Origin of the sequence: Marinobacter piscis, assembly GCF_007671655.1 — a bacterium.
GTDB classification, from domain to species: Bacteria; Pseudomonadota; Gammaproteobacteria; order Pseudomonadales; family Oleiphilaceae; genus Marinobacter; species Marinobacter piscensis.
In genome coordinates this window covers 898,767-920,681 of sequence record NZ_VCGX01000002.1, presented here as the reverse complement: position 1 = coordinate 920,681, position 21,915 = coordinate 898,767, and the positions used below count along the sequence as shown (strand labels likewise).

Below are 21,915 nucleotides of genomic sequence, written 5' to 3'. Positions count from 1 at the left end.
CTGAACAGGAGATACAGGTTATGGCATCCGCGAGCGGACACTTACACGATGAGGGTCAGGACGACCAGGTTTTGCAGTATGTAACCTTCCAGCTGGAAAATGAGACATACGGCCTCAATGTCATGCAGATACAGGAAGTGTTGAGGTACACGGAAATTGCGCCAGTGCCGGGCGCTCCGGACTATGTGCTGGGTATTATCAATCTCAGAGGGAATGTGGTAACCGTAATCGACACCCGGCGCCGTTTTGGCCTGGCCGATGCCGAGGTCACTGACGCTTCCCGGGTTGTCGTGATGGAGTCGGGCGATCAGGTGATGGGCATTCTGGTGGATTCGGTTGCCGAGGTTGTATACCTGAAAGCCAGTGAAATTGAGACTGCACCGAATGTGGGTAACGAGGAAAGCGCCAGGTTCATCCAGGGTGTGTGCAATAAGGATGGTGAACTGATTATTCTGGTCGATTTCGACAAAATGCTGACAGATCACGAGTGGGCCGAAGTAGCAGCCCTGTAAAGCCGGAGATGTCCCTGATGTTTAGTCATATGCCTTCTTATCTTCCCTGGGCCCTGACCGTTACCGCTTTATTGCTGGTTTTTACCCAGGGCGTCCTGCTCAGACGGCAGCAAAAACAGCTCAGAGCCATGCTCAGGGAGCGTTGCGAGACGCTGGGCCGGGAGCTGCATGCTACTGCCAGTGGCAGTATGGGGGTGGGGCAGCGCCTGGTGGAGTGTGAGAAGCAACTCCATGAAATGCGTATGACTCTTGACGAAATGCGTCAGAACGACCCTCTGCGTATACCCTATGATGAAGCCTCACGGCTGGTTGATCTGGGAGCCGATGTGGACGATCTGATGAATACCTGCGGAATCTCCCGCCCTGAGGCCGAGTTGGTGTCAGCACTAAAAAAGCGAAAGGCCGCCTGAAGTCAGGGCGTAGGCGTCCGGCCCCGTATATGAAAGGCGAATGCAAGAATTTCTGCAATCACCCGATAGAGGTTTTCCGGTATTTCCTCATTCAGGGATAAGCGCGCAAGAATGCCGGCCAGTTCAGCATTTTCGTACAGCGGCACATTGTGTTCCCGGGCTATCCGGATGATTTCATCCGCCAGTTCATAGGTGCCGGTTGCAGCAATCGTAGGGGCTTTTTCGCCGTCGTATTTCAGGGCCACCGCGTTGGAGGGCTGATCGGTACTCGGTTTGTTCATGCGCGCGTGTCTACCAGTCTGTGTTCCAGTTTAGTGATCGGGGCAGACGGGCTGCCCCGCCGGGATTCAAGGTTGGTCACCTCCAGGCCCAGTTCGCTAAGGCTACGCCGTAGAAGCGGCAGCTCTTCGTTGACCTTTTTTAGTGTTTCCTGCTTTTCAGCCCAGACCCGGGCGCTTACTTCCTGATGGCGCAAAGAAACCTCGAAGTTCAGTGCCCCTGCCAGCTCCAGGTCAATAGCAAGGTTCAGGCGCCATTCGCTGGCGGTTGCAGCCTGTGCCTTGTTCTTTTTTGATGCCGAGCCTTCTTCATGCTTTGTGTGTTGCTCAATGCGTAATTGTGCAATTCCCGGTTCATTCTGGGGGGTCACCCAGGGAAGATCCAGGAGCATAGTAGAGGACGGAGCAGGGCCTTCGCCTCCGGCTCTGGCTGAGAGTATCTGGCTGTGCAGCTGGTTCACAGTGATCCGGTTCAGCATGCCTGCCAATAACCTGAGTGTCTGGCCTGTAGAGGCCGGGTCTGCGTTCGCCGAGGGTGTTGCGGAAGTTGTGCTCCGGGGAAACTGTAAAGGCGCTTGCACAAGCTCAGGGCTGGCCAGTGGCGTCAGGCGATTAAAGGCGGATGTCGGGTCGCCTCCCTGTTCTGCCAGCAGGCTGGTCAGGATGCGGCCAATAGCCAGCTTCAGATCGGGCAATGCAGGTGAGGGGGATTGCGACAGCCGGGATTCTGCAAACAGCCCGCTTTCCGCAATCCATTGTCGTACTTGTTGTACTGATGTATTTTGCGAGCCGGCACCTGGAGTCAGGTTGTTGCTGACGGGGAGTCGTGACAGAAGTGATTCGAGAGCCTGACGGGCTGCCGCCGGTAACGGTTGCAGGCTGCGGGAGCCAGGAAGCTGGCCGGGCGCAAGCTCAGCAGCCGTGCCCTGGTTCAGGGCGGTAATCAACCTGGCCAGGCCACTGTCCAGGCTCTGTTGCCAGGGCATGCGCTGGGCAAGGGCATTGCTGATGGCTGTGTGCGGCGTGTCTGCCAGTTTACCCATCAGTTGCAGTTCATTGCCTGAACGCATCAGCTTTACCCAATCCCCGGGGCTGAGCTTTGTAGAGCCTATGTCAGCGTTTACCTGAATAGCCCGGCCACGGATATCCAGGAGCAGCTCAGAGCTATTCTGACCCTGGCGATTAGTGACCTCAGCCACCCGGGCCAACAGCGTTTCCCGGTTCGCCAGCGGAATCTGATCCAGTTGTTGCCGGGCGGATAAAGCCGTGGTTTCCTGGCCGGACGTACCGGTGGGAGCGGGCCTTGGGGCAACCGATGCCTGAGGTGTAGGAGGGGGTTGGTTGTTCGGTAGTTTCATCGCGCTGATTTGATGCCGGACAAGAGTAATCTGTGAACGCTTTCGTTATAATGTCGCGCGCCGGCAACTCTTGTTGTGAATACACCCGATGCATATTGTGCATCGTCCTGAATACGGGGCCCTGATGTCCGAGCCGTTACTACAGGCTGTCAATCTGCACTGTGAGCGTGACACGCGAACACTTTTTCGCCAGTTATCTTTCTCCATATTGCCCGGTACGGTGACTCGTGTCGAGGGCCCGAACGGCTCAGGAAAAACAACCCTGTTGAGAATGCTGGCGGGTTTGAACGATGCCTGGGCCGGCGAGTTGAGGTGGTGCGGTGCTCCGATCGCGAGCCAACGGGAAGAGTTTCTGCGCAACATGCTGTATCTGGGGCATCGCCCGGGCATCAAGCCTTTGCTGACGCCACTGGAAAACCTGCGGGCCCTGATGGCCGGGCGTCGGCCATCGCCGGACGCTGTTCTGCGACAGGCATTGCAGGGCACCGGGCTGGCAGGCTTTGAAGATGTACCCTGTCGCAATCTCTCGGCCGGTCAGCAGCGCCGGGTAGCACTGGCGCGGCTGCTGATTGCCGATGAACCCCTGTGGTTGCTGGACGAAGTCTTTACCGCTATTGATGCCGAGGGTGTGAAAGCCCTTGAGGCGCTGTTGCAACAGCGGGCAGCTGAGGGCGGGGCTGTTATGGTGACAACCCATCATGACCTGGCTTTGCCTGACATGCACAGGCTGACACTGGGTGCGGGGGAGGCGAGCGATGAACGCTGAAACCCGTCCGACGGTGCGCCTGGTCAGAAGCAGCGTGGGGGCACTGGCGGCGATGAAAGGTGTTTTTGCGCGGGATATGAAAGTGGCTTTCAGGCAGCGCCAGGATCTGCTGAACCCGCTGTTGTTTTTTATTATGGTTGTTACCCTGTTCCCGCTGGGTGTCAGCCCCGAAGTTTCATTTTTGCAGGAAGCGGGCGCCGGTATACTCTGGGTGGCGGCGTTGCTCTCTGTATTGCTGTCGCTTGACCATCTGTTCCGCCACGACTTTGATGACGGAACACTTGAGCAGCTTGTACTTCAGCCGCAGCCGCTGTTTTTGCTGATTCTTGCAAAAACCATGGCGCACTGGATGCTGACCGGGCTGCCTCTGGTGCTGCTGACACCCATTCTTGGTGTCATGGTGCATCTCGACGGGAACTCTATTGCTGTTTTATGTCTAACGTTGCTGATTGGTACGCCGGTTCTGAGTTTTATCGGCGCAATCGGTGCTGCGTTAACCCTGGGATTGCGGTCGGCAGGCGTGCTCTTGTCATTGCTGATCATTCCGCTGTACATTCCGGTGCTGATTTTTGGCACCGGCACTGTTGCGGCCGCAGCAGAGGGGGCGCCGGTCGGGGCCTATCTGGCGCTGATGGGGGCATTTCTGGTTCTGGCGGCGACATTGGCACCGTTTGCAGCAGCGGCGGCTTTACGTATCAGTCTGTCAAACGGGTAAAACTGGATGAATGTTAGGGCGGTAACCATCTGATGTGGCGTATTTTTCACAAACTGGGTTCTCCCAAGTGGTTTTTCGGGATAGCGGCCCGGTTCATGCCCTGGTTGCTGGCAGGGGGCCTGCTGCTGTTAATGGCCGGTATTATCTGGGGCCTGGCGTTTGCGCCTGAGGACTACCTGCAGGGTAATAGCTACCGGATCATATTTATTCATGTACCCTCGGCGTTCATGGCCCAGTCGGTCTACATCATGATGGCCTGCGCGGCGGTGGTCACCCTGGTCTGGCGAATGAAGCTGGCTGATGTGTTCGTAAAAGCCGTTGCGCCGGTCGGGTTGGTGCTGACGTTCCTGGCACTGTTTACCGGGGCTGTCTGGGGTAAGCCAACCTGGGGCACCTGGTGGATCTGGGATGCAAGGCTGACGTCCATGCTGATTCTGCTGTTTCTGTATGGAGGCGTGATTGCCCTGGACCGGGCGATTAACGATGAAAAATCCGCTGCCCGTGCGGTTGCCGTTCTGGTGCTGGTGGGGGTAGTGAATATCCCCATTATCAAATACTCTGTTGAGTGGTGGAATACACTGCATCAGCCCGCGACATTCAAACTGACCGAAAAACCGTCCATGCCAGCGGAAATGTGGGTACCTCTGCTCTTGTCTGTACTGGGGCTGTATCTGATTTTTGGCTGGCTGGCCTGCGTACGCATGCAGGCTGAAATTCTTGTCCGGGAAAGGCGCACCCGCTGGGTGAAAACATTTGTAACGACTGGAAAGGTCTGATCCATGGCATTTGACTCCTTCTCTGCCTTTATCGCAATGGATGGCCACGGCCCCTACGTCTGGGCCTGTTATGGCGTTTTTTTCGTCGCTATGGTGGCCCTGATGGCCGGCTCGGTGCGAAGCAGGAACGCGATTATTGCCTCCTGTCGCCGTGGGTATGAAACCCAGGCAGACAAGAGCAGGGTGGCGTCACCAACGCCCTCCGCAACATTCACACGTGTAAATATTCCTCAAGACTGACAGGTATGTAAATGCACCCTATCCGTAAGAAGCGGCTGACCATTGTTCTGTTTTTGCTGGCGGGACTTTCCGTTGCTGTGGCGCTGACAACCTATGCGCTGCGACAGAATATCAACCTGTTTTACGATCCGAGCCAGATTGCTGCCGGCGAGGCACCAACGGATGCGCGCATCCGTGCGGGCGGCATGGTGGAAGAGGGCAGTGTAATCAGGGACCCGGACAGCCTGAAGGTCGAGTTCAAGGTAACCGACTACAGTGCGTCAGTGCCGGTTGAGTATATGGGTATTCTGCCGGACCTGTTTGCGGAAGGGCAGGGTATTGTTGCCATGGGCAGGCTGGGCACCGATGGTCGCTTCGTCGCGGATCAGGTTCTGGCCAAGCACGATGAGAACTATATGCCTCCGGAGGTTTCCGGTGCTCTGGAGAAGGCATCGAAAGCACAGACTGAAGCTGCGGCCGAGACTGCAACCTACTAAACACCCGACAACCAGCCTGATCCCAGGAGAGTTTTGATGTATCCCGAACTTGGACAGCTTGCACTTATACTCGCGCTGTTGCTGGCAGTACTTCTGACGGTTGTGCCTCTTGCCGGCTCGCTCACTGGCCGGGAAAGTCTTCAGGCGTTTGCGCGGCCTCTGACCACCGGAATGTTTGTGTTTGTAGCACTGGCATTTGCGGTGCTGACCCACGCGTTTATGACGGATGATTTTTCCGTGGCATATGTGGCCAACAACAGCAACAGCATGTTGCCCTGGTACTATAAGTTCAGTGCTGTGTGGGGGGGCCACGAAGGGTCGCTGCTGTTGTGGATACTGATGCTGACTGGCTGGACCATGGCTGTCGCTATTTTCAGTCGCCGTCTGCCCTCGGTGATGATTTCCCAGGTTCTGTCCGTTCTTGGCATGATCAGCGTTGGCTTCATGCTGTTTATTGTAGTGACATCCAACCCGTTCGACCGCCTGCTGCCCAATGTGCCCGCTGATGGCGCCGATCTGAACCCGCTGCTGCAGGACTTCGGCCTGATTGTTCATCCCCCTATGCTCTATATGGGGTATGTCGGTTTTGCCGTGGCGTTTGCCTTTGCCATCGCGGCGCTCATCAATGGGCGGCTGGATGCAGCCTGGGCCAGGTGGTCACGGCCCTGGACAACCGTCGCCTGGGCGTTTCTCTCCGGTGGCATTGCTCTGGGAAGCTGGTGGGCTTATTACGAGCTTGGCTGGGGCGGCTGGTGGTTCTGGGATCCGGTCGAGAACGCTTCCCTGTTGCCCTGGCTCTCGGGCACGGCTCTGATGCATTCGCTGGCTGTGACTGAAAAGCGCGGTGTTTTCAAAAGCTGGACGGTGCTGCTGGCCATCATCACGTTTGCCCTCAGCCTGCTGGGTACCTTCCTGGTGCGCTCCGGTGTACTGACATCGGTGCATGCGTTTGCGTCCGACCCGGACCGGGGCACCTTCCTCCTGGTGTTGCTGGCGCTTACCGTACTGGGCAGCCTTATGCTCTATGCCTTCCGCGCACCTGTGGTGCACGTGCGTTCCCGTTACGGGTCGCTGTCCCGGGAAATATTCCTGCTACTGAATAACGTATTGCTGGTTTCGGCAACGCTGCTGGTTGCTGTGGGAACCCTGTACCCGCTGATTCTCGACTTTTTCCAGCTGGGCAAGATTTCCATCGGCGAGCCGTTCTTCAACCTTACGTTTAGCCCCCTTGCGATAGCGGCCGGGCTGCTGTTGGGTGTGGGCACCTTCTCCCGCTGGAAGAAAACCGATGCCGGTTGGCTGGGGCGCAAGATTCTGTGGCCTTTGGCTGTGAGCATGCTGATCAGCACAGCCGCCATCGTAGCCTATGGTGGCTTCAAGCCCTGGGCATTCCTGGGCCTGTTTACGGCGTGCTGGATTGCGATGACAACTTTCTGGGATCTTTGGGACAAGTCCGGCTCCAGAAAGGGGCGGGTGCATGGCCTTAAGCGTCAGTCCCGCAGTTACTATGGCATGGTGCTGGGCCACCTCGGTGTGGCTATCACCATGGCGGGTGCTACGGTTGTCTCCAACTATGGTATCGAGCGCGATGTGCGTATGGTGCCCGGAGATACAGCACAGGTAGAGGATTATCAGTTCCGCTTCGTCGGTATCGGTGAACGTCGCGGACAGAACTTCACGGCCCAGTACGGGACCTTTGAAGTGAGCCATGAAGGCAAGTTTGTTGCCGAGCTGCATCCGGAGAAGCGTCAGTACGCAGTGGGAATGAGCGTAATGACAGAAGCGGATATAGATGCGGGTCTGTTCCGGGACATTTTTGTTGCCGTAGGTGAGCGCATTTCCGATGACGCCTGGGCTATCCGGCTTCAGTACAAGCCACTGATTCGCTGGCTCTGGCTCGGGGCCGTATTCATGGCCGTCGGTGGTTTCCTGGCCGTATCCGACCGCCGATACCGGATACGCGACCCTAAAACCAGTCGCAGCACTTCCTCGGCAGGCGCCGCCACAGGCAAAACAGACGCCCAGCCTGCGACAGGAGCTGCATCATGAAGAGGTTCCTGCTGTTCCTGCCTTTGCTGGTGGCGGTCACTGTGGGGTATTTCCTCTATGCAGGCATCGGAAAAGACCCCACAAAACTCGACTCTGCGCTGGTCGGGAAGCCGGTACCGGAATTTGAGCTCAAGGACCTTCAGTCCCCGGATACTGTGCGGAACGAGAGTCTCTTCCGGAAGGAAATCACACTGCTGAACGTCTGGGGTACCTGGTGCCCTGCCTGTCGTGATGAGCACGATGACCTGATGTGGCTGGCCCGGGACAAGAATGTTGCCATTATAGGACTGAACTACAAGGATAACCGGGACGATGCATTAAAGTGGCTGAACCAGCTCGGCGATCCGTACCAAACGGTGATCTACGACCCGAAAGGCACGCTGGGTTTTGATCTGGGTGTGTACGGCGCGCCGGAAACCTTTGTGATCGACGCCTCGGGAGTGGTTCGCTACCGCCACGTTGGCGTGGTTAACAAAGAGGTATGGGAACAGGTGTTGTTACCCGTGATTAATGACGCGCAGGAGAGCAGCTGATGTTGCGTATTGTGTGCTTTGTTCTGGCTATGGTGGCATCGGGCATGGCATTTGCGGAGGTTTCAGATGTTTACGATTTTGAAACCCGCACTGAGGAGCGGCGTTATCAGGATCTGATTTCGGAGCTGCGCTGCCCGAAATGTCAGAACCAGAACATTGCGGACTCGAACTCGCCGATTTCCAAGGACATGAGGGGTGCGGTTTATCAGATGATGCAGGACGGCGCCAGCAATGATGAAATTGTCAACTCACTGGTGAACCGTTTCGGGGAGTTTGTGAAATACAAACCGGACCTGGATAAGCGTACCTTTATTCTCTGGGCAACCCCTGTCATTGCCGTGTTCGGCGGCCTGATTGTGGTGGCGGGTATTGTGCTCCGCTCCCGCCGCTCCGGTAATTCAACGGAGGCTCTGAGCGCCGAAGAGCAGGCCCGGATTGACAGGATACTGGCCGAGCGGGAACGCAACGACAACGCCTGATTTGCACATCTATACATTCCTGAACCTGTAACGAGATTTTCATGACCCAATCTTTCTGGATTGCCGCAACGGTATTGATCATTCTTGCCCTGGCGTTTGTACTTTATCCGTTATTTTTTCATCGGCGTGAAGCTGTAAAACAGACAGACCTGAGAAACCAGAACCTGATGGCTTACCGCACACGCATGGCCGAACTGGAGCGAGAGCGTCAGTTGGGCACTATCGATGATGAAGCCTATCAGCAACTGTATGACGAACTTGCCGGTGCCATGCTCGATGATGTGCCGGAAGACCATACCCCCGAAAAGAAAGTCCCGGGGCGTAAAGCCGCAATGGCCGTCGCCCTGATATCTGTACTGGTTGTACCAGCCGCTGCGGTGTATCTGTACGATGAGTGGGGCGCCCTGGACGGTGTGGAGGCTTTGGCGACCATGCAGGAACTGGGCGATTCAGATGAGGCCAGAGTGGCTCAGATGAACAAGCTGACCGAGCAACTGCGTTCAAGGCTGGAGGCCAGCCCCGACAACCCCGACGGCTGGGCGATGCTGGGCCAGACCTATATGCGCCTCGAGCGCCACGAGGATGCAGCCTGGGCCTTCCGCAAACTGGCTGACAGTGTTGAGTCTGACGACCAGTCGCGGGCCGTGGCTCTGGGCTTGTCAGCGCAAGCATTGTTTTTCCAGAACCAGGGCGCCATGACCCGTGCGGTCACCCAGGCCATAGAGGATGCCAGGGCCCTGAACCCGGACGAGGTGAATTCTCTCGGGCTATTGGGCATTCACGCCTTCAGCCAGGAGAACTATCGCAAAGCCATCGAATACTGGGAGCGTATTCAGGAGGTGGCACCGGATCATCCGCAACTGACATCGATACAGGGGGGCATTAAAGAGGCCTATTCCCGTCTTGGTGAGCAGCCGCCGGAACCGGCTTCCCCGGCCCCGGACGCTAATGCAGAAGGTGTTACGGTTCGGGTAACACTTGATGATGCTTTCAGCGAGGATATTCCGGAAGATACAACCCTGTTCCTGTTTGCCCGTGCCGCTAACACCCAGAGCGGCCCGCCCCTGGCCGTTGTCAGGCTGACAGCCGGGGCTCTGCCGGTTGAGATGCGTCTGGATAATCGTCATGCCATGTCACCCCAGGCGGTTATTTCCAGCGCGGATGAAGTGGTTGTAACGGCCCGTCTGACGCGTTCCGGTAACATCAATGCCCAGCCAGGCGACTGGCAGGGCAGTACGGATACGCCGGTACCCGTCTCGGAAGAAGCAGGCGCACCGGTTGCCGTGGTGATTGACCAGCAGCTGACCGGTGGCTGATCCGATGCTCAGCACCGCTTTACCCCGTCACTGAAAGTTTGTCGGGGTAGAGCGGTGGCAAACCCTCCCGGGTGCGGGGATTATCCTCTTTACCCCGAAACGTTTTCAGTGCACTGACCAGACGTTTCCCATTCCATTGTTCACGCTTCTGTGCGCTGCCCGAGTGGGTGCGGCCAAACAAGTGTGCCTGCAGCTTGTCGAGTTCGGCCTCCAGGGCTGGCTCGGGGAGCGCCCGGAAAACCTCTGTAGCCGCGCGGAAGTTGTGACCAGGCCAGCGCAGGCAGGCCCATGTGACAAAGAGCCCGGGTGTCGCGGCCTTGCCGTTGCCTGCAGCTGTCAGCAACTGGTCAAATGCCTTGTGTTCATTCTGGCTTTCTGTGGCAACTGCGTCAGCTGGAGCTTCTGTACCCTTTCTGCCTGTGCGCCACCAGGCAAGCAGGGTCAGCGCCCACGCACCTGCCAGGGCGAGGCTGATCCATTGCCAGGTGCGGTTGTCGCTTGCTTTCTGTGTCTGCGTTGATGCTTCCGGACGGACAATTTCCGGTGGCGGGGTTTTGCTGTCTTCCGCGGTTTCAGCAGGTGTTTCAACTCCCTCGGCGGGCGCAACTGTGAGGGTTTTTGCGGGAATTACGGCGACTTTTTCGCTGTCAGATTCGGTATCCCACCAGGGAATGCGAATGGCGGGAAGTGTCAGCTCACCCGGCTCTACCGGAACCAGAGCCCGCGTGTGCGTCAGGGTTGAGGTAATACCGTCAGGGCCGATACTGGTGTCCCGTTTGGGTTGCTCAGGGTATATGCGCAGGCCGTCAGGGACAGCCTCCGGCAAGGGCGGTAGTGTCTCCGCCGGCAGCCCGCTGGCCTGCAGACTCAGGGTGCGGGTCAGGCTGTGGCCGGCTTGCAGGTCGAGGTTGTCGGGAATGCCTGTTTCCGCCAGGGACAGGCCGGTGGTGGGTAACCAGGTTGAGCCGCTGAACTCCGCCGGAATGTCCTTGACCGGCACCTCAAACAGGGTGGCACTGTCTCGCAGGAATTTCAGGGAGCCGTCCGCGTTTCTGGCCTGGCCTTCAAAACGGATGGCAGGCAGGTTCAATGGTCGGGGCTTTTGTGGGTACACGGCATAGCGCCGCTCTACAACCCGGTAACGTACACCGTCCCGATTCCGCGTGAACTCTCGCTGTTTCCCCAGGGGTTCAATGACGGCATCCGGATGTTGCGGCTCAGACAGCTCGCCCCGTATCAGGTTGCCCTGGAAGAATAGCCTGACGGTCAGTATCAGTTGCTCCTGAACATAAACCTCTGCTTTATCGGCTGTCAGTTCAATAAAACTGTCCCGGCTGCTGCCGGTATTTCCGGGCGGAGTGCCCTCCATGACGCTGACAGTGAGCGGCTGGGAGCGGGCGTCCTGAAAACTCAGAGCGGGAATGGTCAGTTCCCCGGTAGACCTGGGGGCAAGCTGATAGGTCCAGGTGACTTCCGCCACCATGTCGCCGTTGACTGTACGGATGTTGTAACGCTGGTTGCGGGCCAGTATCTCAAAGTCGGGCTGCACCTGCTCAATGTCCGGTGAGGGCAGGCTGGATATATCAAAGTCGAACAGATTACTCAGGCTGATATCCACCCCGGTGCTGCCGGTGACCGTGAGAGTCAGCACGTCGCCTTCGTACAGTTGCGTCTTATCAGCCTCGGCCGTAAGTTCTCCGGCGTGGACCGACTGCCAGCCCAGCATTGATACCATCAGCCAGAGTACTGGAATGATGAGCCGTTTTACCATGGTGTATCCCCCTCATCTGCTGGTGTCTGGCGCTCCTGATACTGCTGCAGGAATTTTCTCTGTAGCAGTCCGCCGGGGTTATCCGGCACCCGGCGCAAGGACTGCTCCTGGCTCTGGGTCAGCGGTGTTTCCATGCCCTGAGCGTTTGCTCCGCTGTCCTCCCCGGAGGTTTCTTCTGATGTCTCTGGCTCTGACGGCTTTTGTTCCTGAGTGGCGTCCTGTTCCTGACCGGAATCCGGCGCCTGCCCGGCGTTCTGGTCTTGTGTCGAATCACCATGCTCTCCACTGTCGGGTGTTTCTGACCCTTGATCCGGCTTTTGGGATGTGTCCTGATCCTGGCTCTGGCTCTGGCTCTGGCTCTGGCTCTGGCTCTGGCTCTGGCTCTGGCTCTGGCTCTGGTCCGAATCCTGATTTTGATCGTTGCTCTGCTCCTGTTGTTCCAGCAGATCTTCCACAATTTTCCGGTTGATCCGGGCATCCTCCAGATCCGGGTTGCTTTCCAGTGCCTGATTGTAAGCCTCGATGGCTTCCTCCAGCTTTCCTGCTTTTGCCAGCGCATTGCCACGATTGTAAGCCGCCAATGGGGTGTCGGAGCCTGACAGTATTCTGGCGGCTTCGTCATAGCGCCCGGCTTTGTACAGTGCGGACCCTCGCCACTCGGGTATTTCAAGCCGGTCGGCAGCTGCGTCCGGGTCTTTGCGGATCAGTTCTGCCGCCCTCTGGTCTTCCCGAAGCCACAGACTATCCCAGTCCATAGCCGCAGCTGGTTGAGGCACAGCCGGAAGCAGTGTGAGGGCCAGTGTGGTGAGGGCGCCCCGGCGCCAGCCCAGAAGGAGCAGTGGCGCTGCCAGCCAGAGTAACCAGTAGCCATCATCTTTCCAGCGGTTGATGGTGAGCTCGCTGTCTGTGTCCTGCCATTCGTCAGAGTTCCCGGGGTTCAGATTCAGGGCCGCAATATCGCTGTCATCCAGCGTCATCTCATGGCTGCTACCGCCGTTATTACGGGCAACTTCTGCCAGCGTGTCCGGTCTGGCCCGGGTGATCACAATCGTGTCGTTATCGCGGATAAAGCCACGCCGGGGCAGGGGAATAGGGCCGCCGTCCCGGGTGCCGACGGCAAGGGTGCTGAGGGAAATGCCGGTGCCGGACAGAGAGGTATGAATAGCCTCCTGGTAGCGATCCGATACATCATCGGCCAGCAGCAGAATTCGCCCCTGCCCCGGTGCTCCCTGTTCCAGGAGTGTGCGGGCCCTGCTGACGGCCAGGTCGGCACGGTTACCCTGAGCCGGCATAATGGCAGGATCCAGCACGTCGAGCATTCCGGTCAGGGTGTTGCTGTCATCGGTCAGGGGCGTGACAACATGCGCATCGCCGGAATACACCACAAGCCCGGTGAGGCTGCCTTCACGAACCGCAAGAATGTCGCGGATTTTACGTTTTGCCCGGGTCAGGCGGTCTGGCTCCACATCGGTAGCCAGCATGGATAAAGACAGATCGAGTGCAATCACCAGGCTGTCACCGGGTTTTTTCAGAGGTGTCGGGGCTTCACGCCAGGCCGGGCCGGCAAGGGCCAGGGAAAGAATAACCACGGCGCTGAGGGCCGGCCCCAGTCGGGCGCCGGTTTTTTGTCCGGCGCCGCCGAAGCGGCGGGTTACCGGTGCCAGGAAGGTTTGGGGAATGAGCCGGCTCCAGCCGCTGTCGCCGGAGCTTTTGTGCTTCAATGCCAGGTAAAGCAGGGGCACAGCCAGTAATAGCAGCAACCACAGGGGCCGCAGGAAGTGAAAGTCAGCCATGGTTCACGCTCCTGTCGGATTGTTGCCGGGCTTGTGCCCGTTTGCCGGGGTTACCAGAACTGTGTCGGAACAGGAAAACGCCAAGCCATACAAGCACAGCCATGCCTGCCGGCCAGAAAAACAGGTCGGTTACGGGACGGTAGAATTTACCCTCCAGCTCTATGGGTTCAAGCTGGTTGATGGTCTCGTAGATCTGTTCCAGTTCGGGAAGACTGCGGGCGCGAAAATATTCACCACCGGATTGTTGGGCCATGCGTGTCAGCAAATCCTCATCCAGGTCCCGGGACGGGTTTACCCGGCGTGAGCCAAGCAGGCCCCGCTGAATCATGGAGTCGGCGCCAATGCCGACGGTGTAAAGGCGAACCCCTGCCGCAGTAGCAATTTCCGTGGCTTTGTCCGGGGAGATATTGCCGGCGGTGTTGGCTCCGTCTGTCAGCAGCACGACCACCCGTTGCTGTTGGGGACGATTGCGCAGGCGTTTTGTGGCAAGACCCACCGCATCACCAATTGCGGTTGCGCGCCCGGCCATGCCAATGCCGGACTCCTGAAGCAGGGTTTCCAGAGTGGCAAGGTCAAAGGTCAGGGGTGCCTGCACATAAGGTTCGGTGCCAAACAGTATGAGGCCCAGCCTGTCACCTTCCCGGTGGGCAATGAAATCATTCAGCACCTGTTTGACGGCCTGTAAACGATTGATGCTGCGGCCCTGCAGGACCATGTCCTGCTCCTGCATACTGGGTGAAATATCCACTACGAGCATAAGATCGCGCCCGGTAACCGGCATCTGCACCTGTTCACCCACATACTGGGGGCGTGTCAGCGCCAGTACCAGTAAGGCCCAGGCCAGAAACAGCAGCACTGTCTGCCAGCGTGGCACGGTGTTGCCCTGGCGGGTGACACCGGGCAGATCTGAAAGCCAGTGACCAACGGGCAGAACCGGGGCATCGACGGCGTGCGCAGCCGGTTTTTTCCACTGTAAAACCAGTGGCACCGGAATCAGTAGCAGCAACCAGGGATAGGTCAGGCTCAGCATTTCTGCGCCTCCAGCCAGGCACGTGCAAACGCCAGGGCCTGTGCGGTGTCGGCTGCGGGTTTGGGTTGCCAGGTGCTGGTAACCAGAGCGTCTGCAACAGGTCTCTGGCTGTTGCTGTCCTCCGGTAAATGCCGCAACAGAAACGTTACCCATTCTTCGCCGGTGCGGGCCTCAGGGTGCTCGTTCGGATAACGCGCCCGGGCGGTGCGCTTGAGCAGTTCGTTCAGTTGCTTGAACCAGTGTGGGTCCTGCGATGCCGTGCGCTCAAGCGTCGCCAACTCGGCTCTGGCCAGCCGCAGCCAGCGATTCTTCCGCCGCTGGCGATACGCCAGCCATGCCAGCAGCAGAATTATGATCAGGAGTATAGCGGCAAGTATCCACCAGCCAGGAGCGGGCGGCCAGAAGCCGCCGGTCTCTGGCAGGTGGATATCCCGCAGTTGACTGAGAGGATCGTCAGGCATCATCCGATCCGCCCTCCGGGCCCGAGTATCAATTTCAGACTGTTGGCGGGTGTGTCCCGGGTTGACACTGTGGTGGCCTGTACGCCGGATAAACGGAAGTAATCCGCCAGTCTGGCTTCATGACGGTTGATTTTCTCCGCCCAGGCCTTTTGAAAGCTGTGACTGGACGCATCAAACCAGACAGGGCCTTCGGGACCGGCGACTGCAAACCGGCCGCTGTGTGGCAGCTCTTGTTCCAGCGGATCCACTACCCGCAGTGCGTTCACGCTGTTATGGCGCGCCAGAGCGCCGAGCAAGCCGGGGGTGTTGTCTGTAATATTCAGAAAGTCGCTGATAACAAATATCTGACTGCCGGTGTGGGCAACCCGGCGCGCTTCCCCAAGGGCGGAGTCCAGCGTTGTGTCGGTGGCGGTATTGTCCAGAGACGTGCGCTGCTGAGAGGCAAGGGTGTCCAGCAGTCGGAGAACGGATTTCTTGCGGCGCGCCGGGCGCTGAACGCTCAGCGTGCTGCCATTAAATACAATGCCGCCCACCTGGTCGCCTCCCGCCAGCGCGAGCCATGCAAGGATAGCGGCAAGCTGGGCGCAGCGTACCTGTTTAAAAGCGCCTGTGCTGGCAAAGAACAGAGTGGGCCCCAGGTCGCATAGCAACAGTACCGGACGCTCTCTTTCTTCCTCGTAAAGCTTGGTGTGGGGCGCCTGGCGTCTGGCGGTTACACGCCAGTCGATGCTGCGGATGTCATCTCCTGGCTGGTACCGGCGAACCTCCGCAAATGCCATACCACGACCGCGCTGGGCCGAGTGTCGTAATCCGGACTGCCGGGCGCGCGCCGGACGTGCGGAGGGCAGTTTCAGTGCCCGGGCATCCGCCTGCAGGCGAATGAGTTCCTGCAGGTTGATGCGGGTTATAGCGTTACTGGCGGTTACATCCATAGCCGGCGCCTCAGGCACTCACGGGCACACGATCAATCAGGCGTTGTATGACGGTATCGGCGGTGACACCTTCCGCTTCGGCCTCAAACGTCAGCAGGATTCTGTGCCGGAGCACATCGAAGGCAACGGCACGGGCATCGTCTGGCGTTACATAATCCCGGCCTTCCAGCCAGGCAATAGCACGGGCGCAGCGGTCAAGGGCAATGGTGCCACGGGGGCTGGCACCAAAGGCCACCCAGCGTGCCAGCTCCGGGTCGAGAGTGCCCGGGTCCCGAGTTGCCAGTACCAGAGCCAGAAGGTATTGTTCCACCGGCTCAGCCATGTAGATGTCTGCCGCCTCAGCCCGGGCGTCGAAAACCTGGTCGGCCGTCAGACGAACGTCAGCGGCTGGCGGGCCCTGGCGGTAATCATTTCTGGCCAGGTGAAGAATGGCCTGCTCCGCCTGTGCCGATGGGTAGTCGATGACCACGTGCATCAGGAAACGGTCCAGTTGAGCTTCCGGCAGCGGGTAAGTACCCTCCTGCTCAATGGGGTTCTGGGTGGCCATCACCATGAACAGGGGATCGAGCGGGAAGGTGCGCATGCCCACGCTCACCTGGCGCTCGCCCATGGCCTCAAGCAGGGCTGACTGTACTTTTGCCGGTGCCCGGTTGATTTCATCTGCCAGCACCAGGTTGTGAAAAATCGGCCCGCGCTGAAATTCGAATAAACCGGTTTCAGCCCGGTAAATTTCGCTGCCGGTAACATCTGAAGGCAGCAGATCCGGAGTGAACTGGATACGGTGAAAATCACCCGACAGGTGGTCTGACAATGCTTTTATGGCCGTGGTTTTGGCCAGTCCGGGCGCACCTTCAACCAGCAGGTGGCCATCGGCAAGGAGTGTAATAAGGAGGCGGTCAACCAGCTTTTCCTGACCGATTATCCGTTGGGCCAACCGGGTTCTCAGTTCACCAAAAGAACTCTGTAACGACATTTGGAATAATGACTCTTGTAACTAGGTAGTTGCCGCAGTTTTGGTGTCAGGCCAGCAAAAATCAAGGGCTTGACTATGCTATTGTGACAATACCCTGATTACGTTTACTTCACATTAACTGAGGTTGCCCATGAACGCGCTGACAGTCTCCAGTAAGGAACATTTTTTTGAAATTCTGGCTGAAGAGTTTGCCAGCAGAATGGATCCGGATGAGGCCCGGAAAATCAGCGAATTTGTACGGCAGCACTATGCGCATTCACCTCTGGAAGAGCTTCTGAGCCGTCGCATGTCAGACACCTATGGTCTGGTACTGGCAGCCTGGCAGTTTCTGCAGCGGCGCGATGCCGAGGAATCCCCGGTTGCAGTGTTTAATCCGGATCTGGAAAGCGATGGATGGCAATCCACGCATACCATCGCCTTTATTCTGCATCCGAACATACCGTTTCTGATTGATTCTCTGCGTATTGCGGTTATCCAGCAGGATATAGATACGCACTCTGTACAGCATTCCATCCTGCAAGCGGAACGGGATAACGCCGGCAACCTGGAAAAACTGCTGCCTTGCCATGGTGATGGAACAGCGTCTGCCTATGAAGCGTTCATCGTGATGGAAATTGACAGGCACAGCAATCCGGAGGAGCTGGAAAACCTGGAAGACATCCTGCAGAGCGTCCTGCATGAGGTGCGTACCGCGGTTTCAGACTATCCGGTGATCACCGACAGAGTCCGGCACATCGTTAAACAGCTGGATAGCCCTGTTACCGGGATCAGCAGCGAGCAAAAGGATGAAGCACAGGCTTTTCTGGACTGGTTGTTGCGGGATCACTTCACCTTCCTCGGGTACGATGAATACGATTTTGTGAAGGGCAAGTCGGGCACGGAAGTGCACCGTGTTGAGGGGTCTGAGCTGGGTATCCTGCGGATCAATAATGAGCGGCCAGGCCGGGTTCAGCTGGATGAGCTGCCCCAGCGCACACGTCATGAGATGACCCGGGCCGATGATATCTTTATCTTTGCCAAGTCTGCCCAGCGCTCAAGAGTGCATCGCCCGGCGTATCCCGATTATATTGCAGTGAAGAAATTCAACGAAAAGGGCGAGGTGGTCGGGGAGCGCCGCTTTCTCGGCCTGTATGCCTCCCGTGCCTATAACGAGCGGCCGGATGAGATTCCTCTGGTCAAGCGAAAGTTTGATTATGTGATGGAGCGCTCCGGGTTTCTGCGGGCAGACTACGCCGGCAAGGAGCTGGAACAGATCCTGACGTTGTACCCCCGGGACGAGCTGTTCGAGATTGCCGAGGATGAGCTTCTTGAAGTGGCAAAAAACATCCTCTACGTGCAGGAGCGGCGTCGCATCGGGCTGTTCATGCGCGAAGACGTTTACGCCCAGTTTGTCACCTGCCTTGCGTTCTTCCCCAGGGATATCTACAACACCGAGCTTCGTCAGAAGGTAGAGCAGGTGCTGCTTGAACAGCTGGAGGCTGAGGGCATCGAGTTTGTAACCCACTTGTCAGAGTCTGTGCTGGCGCGGGTACAGTTCACCGTTCGTGTCCCCCGTGTTGAAAACCGCGAACTGCCGGTTGCGGAAATCCGGGAGCGGGTTGTAGAAATTGCCCAGTCCTGGCGTACAGGGCTGACCGAGGCTCTGTATGAAACCTACGGCGAAGAGAAGGGCAATGAGCTGGACCGGCAGTGGGCGGCTGGCTTCCCGGCCAGCTACACAGAAATGTTCACGCCGCGCCGGGCGGCGGTTGATCTGGAGCGTATTTCGGAAGCGTCGACCCAGAAGGGTCTGACGATGAGCTTTTACCGGGCGCAGGAAGAAGATGAAAGTACACTTCATTTCAAACTGTTCCATTCGGAGCAACCGCTGCCGCTCTCAGACATAATGCCGGTTTTCGACAATCTCGGGTTCCGGGTGCTGGGGGAGCATCCGTTTGAAGTAACGGACCGTCATAAGAACACCGTCTGGATTCACGATTTCACGCTTTATACAGAAGCTGGCGATGCCGTGGATATTCATCGCATCCGTCCTATTTTTGAGGAGTTGTTCCAACGGGTCTGGTGGGGTGAGGCTGAAAATGACGCCTTCAACCGGCTGCTTGTTTCTTCGTACATGGGATGGCAGGAAATTGCGTTGCTGCGCATGTATGCCAGATACATGCGCCAGATGAGCTTTTCCAACAGCCAGGAGTTCATTTCCAGCACCCTGATCAATCATGTAGAGATCACCCGGCTTTTGCTGCAGTACTTCGAGGCCAGGTTCGATCCTGATCTTTACAGTAATGAACGTCAGTACCAGGAGACTCAGGAGCAACTGGAAGCCGACCTCGCTACAGCTCTGGAAGGGGTAGAGAATGGCAGTGAGGACAGGGTTCTGCGCCTGTATCTGGATCTGATCCGGGCAACATTGCGCACCAACTATTATCAGCTTGACGAGGCGGAAGCGCCGAAACCTTATATCAGTGTAAAGTTTGATCCTTCCGGTATACCGGGTCTGCCACTGCCGTTGCCCGCTTATGAAATCTTTGTGTATTCACCCCGTGTAGAAGGCGTTCATCTGCGGGGTGGCAAGGTGGCCCGGGGTGGGTTGCGCTGGTCAGATCGCTACGAGGATTACCGCACCGAAGTTCTGGGTCTGGTCAAGGCGCAGCAAGTCAAGAATGCGGTGATTGTGCCAGAGGGCGCAAAAGGAGGCTTTGTCGCCAAGCAGTTGCCGGATGCGTCCGATCGTGAGGCCTTTCAGGCGGAAGGGGTTGCCGCCTATAAAACGTTCATTTGCGGCCTGCTTGATATCACAGACAACCTGGTGGATGCAGAGATTCAGCCTCCGGAGCGGGTGGTGCGCCATGACTCAGATGACCATTACATGGTTGTGGCAGCGGATAAGGGGACAGCCACATTCTCTGATATAGCCAATGGCCTGGCGGCTGACTATGACTTCTGGATGGGCGATGCGTTTGCCTCTGGAGGCAGCAACGGTTACGACCACAAGAAGATGGGTATTACCGCAAGGGGCGCCTGGGTTTCGGTTGAACGTCACTTCCGGGAGCTGGGGATTAACCCGGCCAACGACGAATTCACCGCGGTCGGTATCGGCGATATGGGCGGGGACGTGTTCGGAAACGGCATGCTGAACTCGGATAAGACCCGCCTGGTGGCAGCCTTTAACCATATACACATTTTTGTGGATCCGGCGCCGGATGCCGCCAGCAGCTACGAAGAGCGCAAGCGGCTGTTTCAGGGGCCCCGCTCGGCCTGGACAGACTATGACTCCTCACTGATCTCCAAAGGCGGTGGCGTGTTCAGTCGTCATGCAAAGACGATCAACGTCAGCCCGGAAATGAAAGAACTGCTGGATATCGATTCCGACCAGGTGACTCCCAGTGAGCTGATCGGGCATATTCTGAAAGCCCGGGTTGATCTGCTTTGGGTAGGCGGGATCGGAACCTACATAAAAGGCAGTAGCGAATCCCACAGTGATGTCGGGGACAAGGCCAACGACAGTGTCCGGGTTAATGGCTCCGAGCTGCGCTGCAGAATCGTGGGCGAGGGTGGCAACCTGGGGATGACCCAGCAGGGCCGGATCAACTACGCTCTGGCAGGTGGCCGGCTGAATGCGGACTTCATTGATAACTCCGGCGGTGTCGACTGTTCGGACCACGAAGTTAACATGAAGATTCTGCTCAACCGCGCCGTGGCCATGGGAGATCTTACCCAGAAACAGCGCAACGTCATGCTGGAAGACATGACCGATGATGTGGCGGCACTGGTCCTGAAGAATAACTATCGCCAGACCCAGGCTATCAGTATTGCCAGCGAAGAGGCGGTTCCGCGTCTTGAAGAGTATCGCCGGCTGATTAATACCTTTGAAAACGAGGGTAAACTGAACCGGGAACTGGAGTTTTTGCCAGACGATGAAGCCCTGTCCGAGCGCAAGGTTCAGGGTAAGGGTCTGACCCGGCCAGAGCTGTCGATTCTGCTCGCCTATGTGAAAGGCGATCTGAAGAAAACACTCATAGACAGCAGTCTGCCGGACAACCCTGTGCTGGCCGGTGAGATGTACAAGATTTTCCCCAAAGATCTGACAGAATCCTTCCCCGAGGAGCTGGAAGCGCACCAGTTACGGCGGGAGATTATAGCCACACAGGTTGCCAACGACATGGTTAACCATATGGGCATTACCTTTCTTGAGCGGGTTAAGCACTCCACCGGCGCAGATGCCGCAACCATCGCACTGGCATGGCTTATTACCCGGGATCTGTTCAGCATCGACCGCTGGTGGAACAAGATTGAGGCCCTGGACTATCAGGTGCCCGCACAGCTGCAGCTGGATCTTATGCAGGAGCTGATGCGACTGATGCGCCGCTCTGTACGCTGGTTGTTACGTAACCGCCGCGCCGAGCTGAGCATCGGGAGTCACAAGGAGCGCTTTGCCGATGGTGTGCAGGCCATCATGTCGAGTCTGCCGGAATATCTGGGAGAGCAGGCGCTTGCAGACTGGGAACAGCGCCAGGAAGATCTGGTTGACGCTGGCCTGCCAACAGAGCTGGCGTCTGTGTTAGCCGGCGCCGGCTATTTGTACTCGTCGCTGGGTATCATTGAGGCTCAGGAAGACACCGGTATGCCATTGAAGACGGTCGCCAACCTTTATTACGAACTGGGTGACCGGCTGGATCTGAACTGGTTCTCCGGCGCGATTCTGAGGCTTACGCCTGGCTCCCATTGGCAGTCTCTGGCACGGGAGAGTTTCCGTGAAGACCTCGACTGGCAGCAACGGGCTCTGACGACGGGGGTGCTCAACCTCGCAGGCAAGCCGGAAGAGGTATCTGACTGTGTCGACAGCTGGCTGGAGCGGTATGAGCCTCTGGTGGAGCGCTGGAACAGTATGCTTCTTGAGATCAAAGGGGTCAGAGAGCCTGAGTACGCCATGTTCTCCGTTGCTTTGCGTGAGCTTCTGGATCTGGCGCAGGCAACGCTGCACCAGTCCCGGAGCGATGACTGACCGGCATCAGAGAGCCGGTCTCAACTAATCAGAAATCGAGAACAG

Annotated in this window: 20 protein-coding genes; 12 read left to right on the top strand and 8 right to left on the bottom strand. The window is 57.7% G+C overall.

Features of this window, described 5'->3' with window-relative positions; genetic code table 11:
• The first annotated feature begins 20 nt into the window (after positions 1–20).
• Together FFI95_RS09865 and FFI95_RS09860 are read left to right on the top strand one after the other, a co-directional pair.
• Complete coding sequence (locus FFI95_RS09865) at positions 21–512, top strand: chemotaxis protein CheW (RefSeq protein WP_144822233.1); 492 nt, start codon at positions 21–23, stop codon at positions 510–512.
• 17 nt (positions 513–529) lie between these two features.
• Positions 530–922: a DUF2802 domain-containing protein gene (locus FFI95_RS09860; RefSeq protein ID WP_144822232.1), complete on the top strand. Its 393-nt coding sequence runs from the start codon at positions 530–532 to the stop codon at positions 920–922.
• A gap of 2 nt (positions 923–924) precedes the next feature.
• On the opposite strand, the gene FFI95_RS09855 is transcribed toward FFI95_RS09860, so the two are convergent.
• The gene (locus FFI95_RS09855; RefSeq protein WP_144822231.1) at positions 925–1,203 is read right to left on the bottom strand and encodes an EscU/YscU/HrcU family type III secretion system export apparatus switch protein; all 279 of its coding nucleotides are present in this window, start codon (positions 1,201–1,203) and stop codon (positions 925–927) included.
• Positions 1,200–2,558, bottom strand: a complete 1,359-nt coding sequence (gene fliK, locus FFI95_RS09850) for a flagellar hook-length control protein FliK (RefSeq protein ID WP_144822230.1) — start codon at positions 2,556–2,558, stop codon at positions 1,200–1,202. Before fliK ends, FFI95_RS09855 begins: the two co-directional genes overlap by 4 nt.
• Before the next feature lie 124 nt (positions 2,559–2,682).
• Here fliK and ccmA point away from each other — a divergent pair, with 124 nt between their 5' ends.
• Genes ccmA through ccmI form a run of 9 tightly spaced genes read left to right on the top strand, consistent with a single transcriptional unit; the run spans position 2,683 to position 9,908 of the window.
• Positions 2,683–3,324: a cytochrome c biogenesis heme-transporting ATPase CcmA gene (gene ccmA, locus FFI95_RS09845; RefSeq protein WP_144822229.1), complete on the top strand. Its 642-nt coding sequence runs from the start codon at positions 2,683–2,685 to the stop codon at positions 3,322–3,324.
• Positions 3,314–4,039 (top strand): heme exporter protein CcmB, encoded by a 726-nt coding sequence (gene ccmB / locus FFI95_RS09840; RefSeq protein ID WP_144822228.1) that lies wholly within the window; start codon positions 3,314–3,316, stop codon positions 4,037–4,039. Before ccmA ends, ccmB begins: the two co-directional genes overlap by 11 nt.
• 32 nt (positions 4,040–4,071) lie before the next feature.
• On the top strand, positions 4,072–4,815 hold the full coding sequence (gene ccmC / locus FFI95_RS09835) for a heme ABC transporter permease CcmC (protein WP_144822227.1): 744 nt from the start codon (positions 4,072–4,074) through the stop codon (positions 4,813–4,815).
• A 3-nt stretch (positions 4,816–4,818) separates the two neighbouring features.
• Positions 4,819–5,055, top strand: a complete 237-nt coding sequence (ccmD, locus tag FFI95_RS09830; protein ID WP_144822226.1) for a heme exporter protein CcmD — start codon at positions 4,819–4,821, stop codon at positions 5,053–5,055.
• Between the two features lie 11 nt (positions 5,056–5,066).
• On the top strand, positions 5,067–5,531 hold the full coding sequence (gene ccmE, locus FFI95_RS09825) for a cytochrome c maturation protein CcmE (RefSeq protein WP_144822225.1): 465 nt from the start codon (positions 5,067–5,069) through the stop codon (positions 5,529–5,531).
• Positions 5,532–5,567: 36 nt separating this feature from the next.
• Positions 5,568–7,580 (top strand): heme lyase CcmF/NrfE family subunit, encoded by a 2,013-nt coding sequence (locus FFI95_RS09820; RefSeq protein WP_144822224.1) that lies wholly within the window; start codon positions 5,568–5,570, stop codon positions 7,578–7,580.
• Entirely contained in the window at positions 7,577–8,113 is a 537-nt protein-coding gene (locus FFI95_RS09815) for a DsbE family thiol:disulfide interchange protein (protein ID WP_144822223.1), read from the top strand. The genes FFI95_RS09820 and FFI95_RS09815 overlap by 4 nt, the downstream gene beginning before the upstream one ends.
• Positions 8,113–8,592: a cytochrome c-type biogenesis protein gene (locus tag FFI95_RS09810; RefSeq protein ID WP_144822222.1), complete on the top strand. Its 480-nt coding sequence runs from the start codon at positions 8,113–8,115 to the stop codon at positions 8,590–8,592. The genes FFI95_RS09815 and FFI95_RS09810 overlap by 1 nt, the downstream gene beginning before the upstream one ends.
• A 41-nt stretch (positions 8,593–8,633) precedes the next feature.
• Positions 8,634–9,908, top strand: coding sequence for a c-type cytochrome biogenesis protein CcmI (gene ccmI, locus FFI95_RS09805; RefSeq protein WP_144822221.1), 1,275 nt, complete (start codon positions 8,634–8,636; stop codon positions 9,906–9,908).
• A 19-nt stretch (positions 9,909–9,927) separates the two neighbouring features.
• Here ccmI and FFI95_RS09800 read toward each other — a convergent pair whose 3' ends face one another.
• Genes FFI95_RS09800 through FFI95_RS09775 form a run of 6 tightly spaced genes read right to left on the bottom strand, consistent with a single transcriptional unit; the run spans position 9,928 to position 16,868 of the window.
• Entirely contained in the window at positions 9,928–11,679 is a 1,752-nt protein-coding gene (locus FFI95_RS09800; protein WP_144822220.1) for a BatD family protein, read from the bottom strand.
• On the bottom strand, positions 11,673–13,472 hold the full coding sequence (locus FFI95_RS09795; RefSeq protein WP_144822219.1) for a VWA domain-containing protein: 1,800 nt from the start codon (positions 13,470–13,472) through the stop codon (positions 11,673–11,675). The genes FFI95_RS09800 and FFI95_RS09795 overlap by 7 nt, the downstream gene beginning before the upstream one ends.
• On the bottom strand, positions 13,465–14,502 hold the full coding sequence (locus FFI95_RS09790; RefSeq protein WP_144822218.1) for a vWA domain-containing protein: 1,038 nt from the start codon (positions 14,500–14,502) through the stop codon (positions 13,465–13,467). Before FFI95_RS09790 ends, FFI95_RS09795 begins: the two co-directional genes overlap by 8 nt.
• The gene (locus tag FFI95_RS09785; RefSeq protein ID WP_144822217.1) at positions 14,496–14,966 is read right to left on the bottom strand and encodes a DUF4381 domain-containing protein; all 471 of its coding nucleotides are present in this window, start codon (positions 14,964–14,966) and stop codon (positions 14,496–14,498) included. Before FFI95_RS09785 ends, FFI95_RS09790 begins: the two co-directional genes overlap by 7 nt.
• Complete coding sequence (locus FFI95_RS09780) at positions 14,963–15,895, bottom strand: DUF58 domain-containing protein (protein WP_144822216.1); 933 nt, start codon at positions 15,893–15,895, stop codon at positions 14,963–14,965. Before FFI95_RS09780 ends, FFI95_RS09785 begins: the two co-directional genes overlap by 4 nt.
• 10 nt (positions 15,896–15,905) lie before the next feature.
• Entirely contained in the window at positions 15,906–16,868 is a 963-nt protein-coding gene (locus tag FFI95_RS09775) for an AAA family ATPase (protein ID WP_144822215.1), read from the bottom strand.
• Between the two features lie 130 nt (positions 16,869–16,998).
• On the opposite strand from FFI95_RS09775, the gene FFI95_RS09770 reads away from it, so the two are divergent.
• Complete coding sequence (locus FFI95_RS09770) at positions 16,999–21,870, top strand: NAD-glutamate dehydrogenase (RefSeq protein WP_144822214.1); 4,872 nt, start codon at positions 16,999–17,001, stop codon at positions 21,868–21,870.
• The last annotated feature ends 45 nt before the right edge of the window (positions 21,871–21,915 follow it).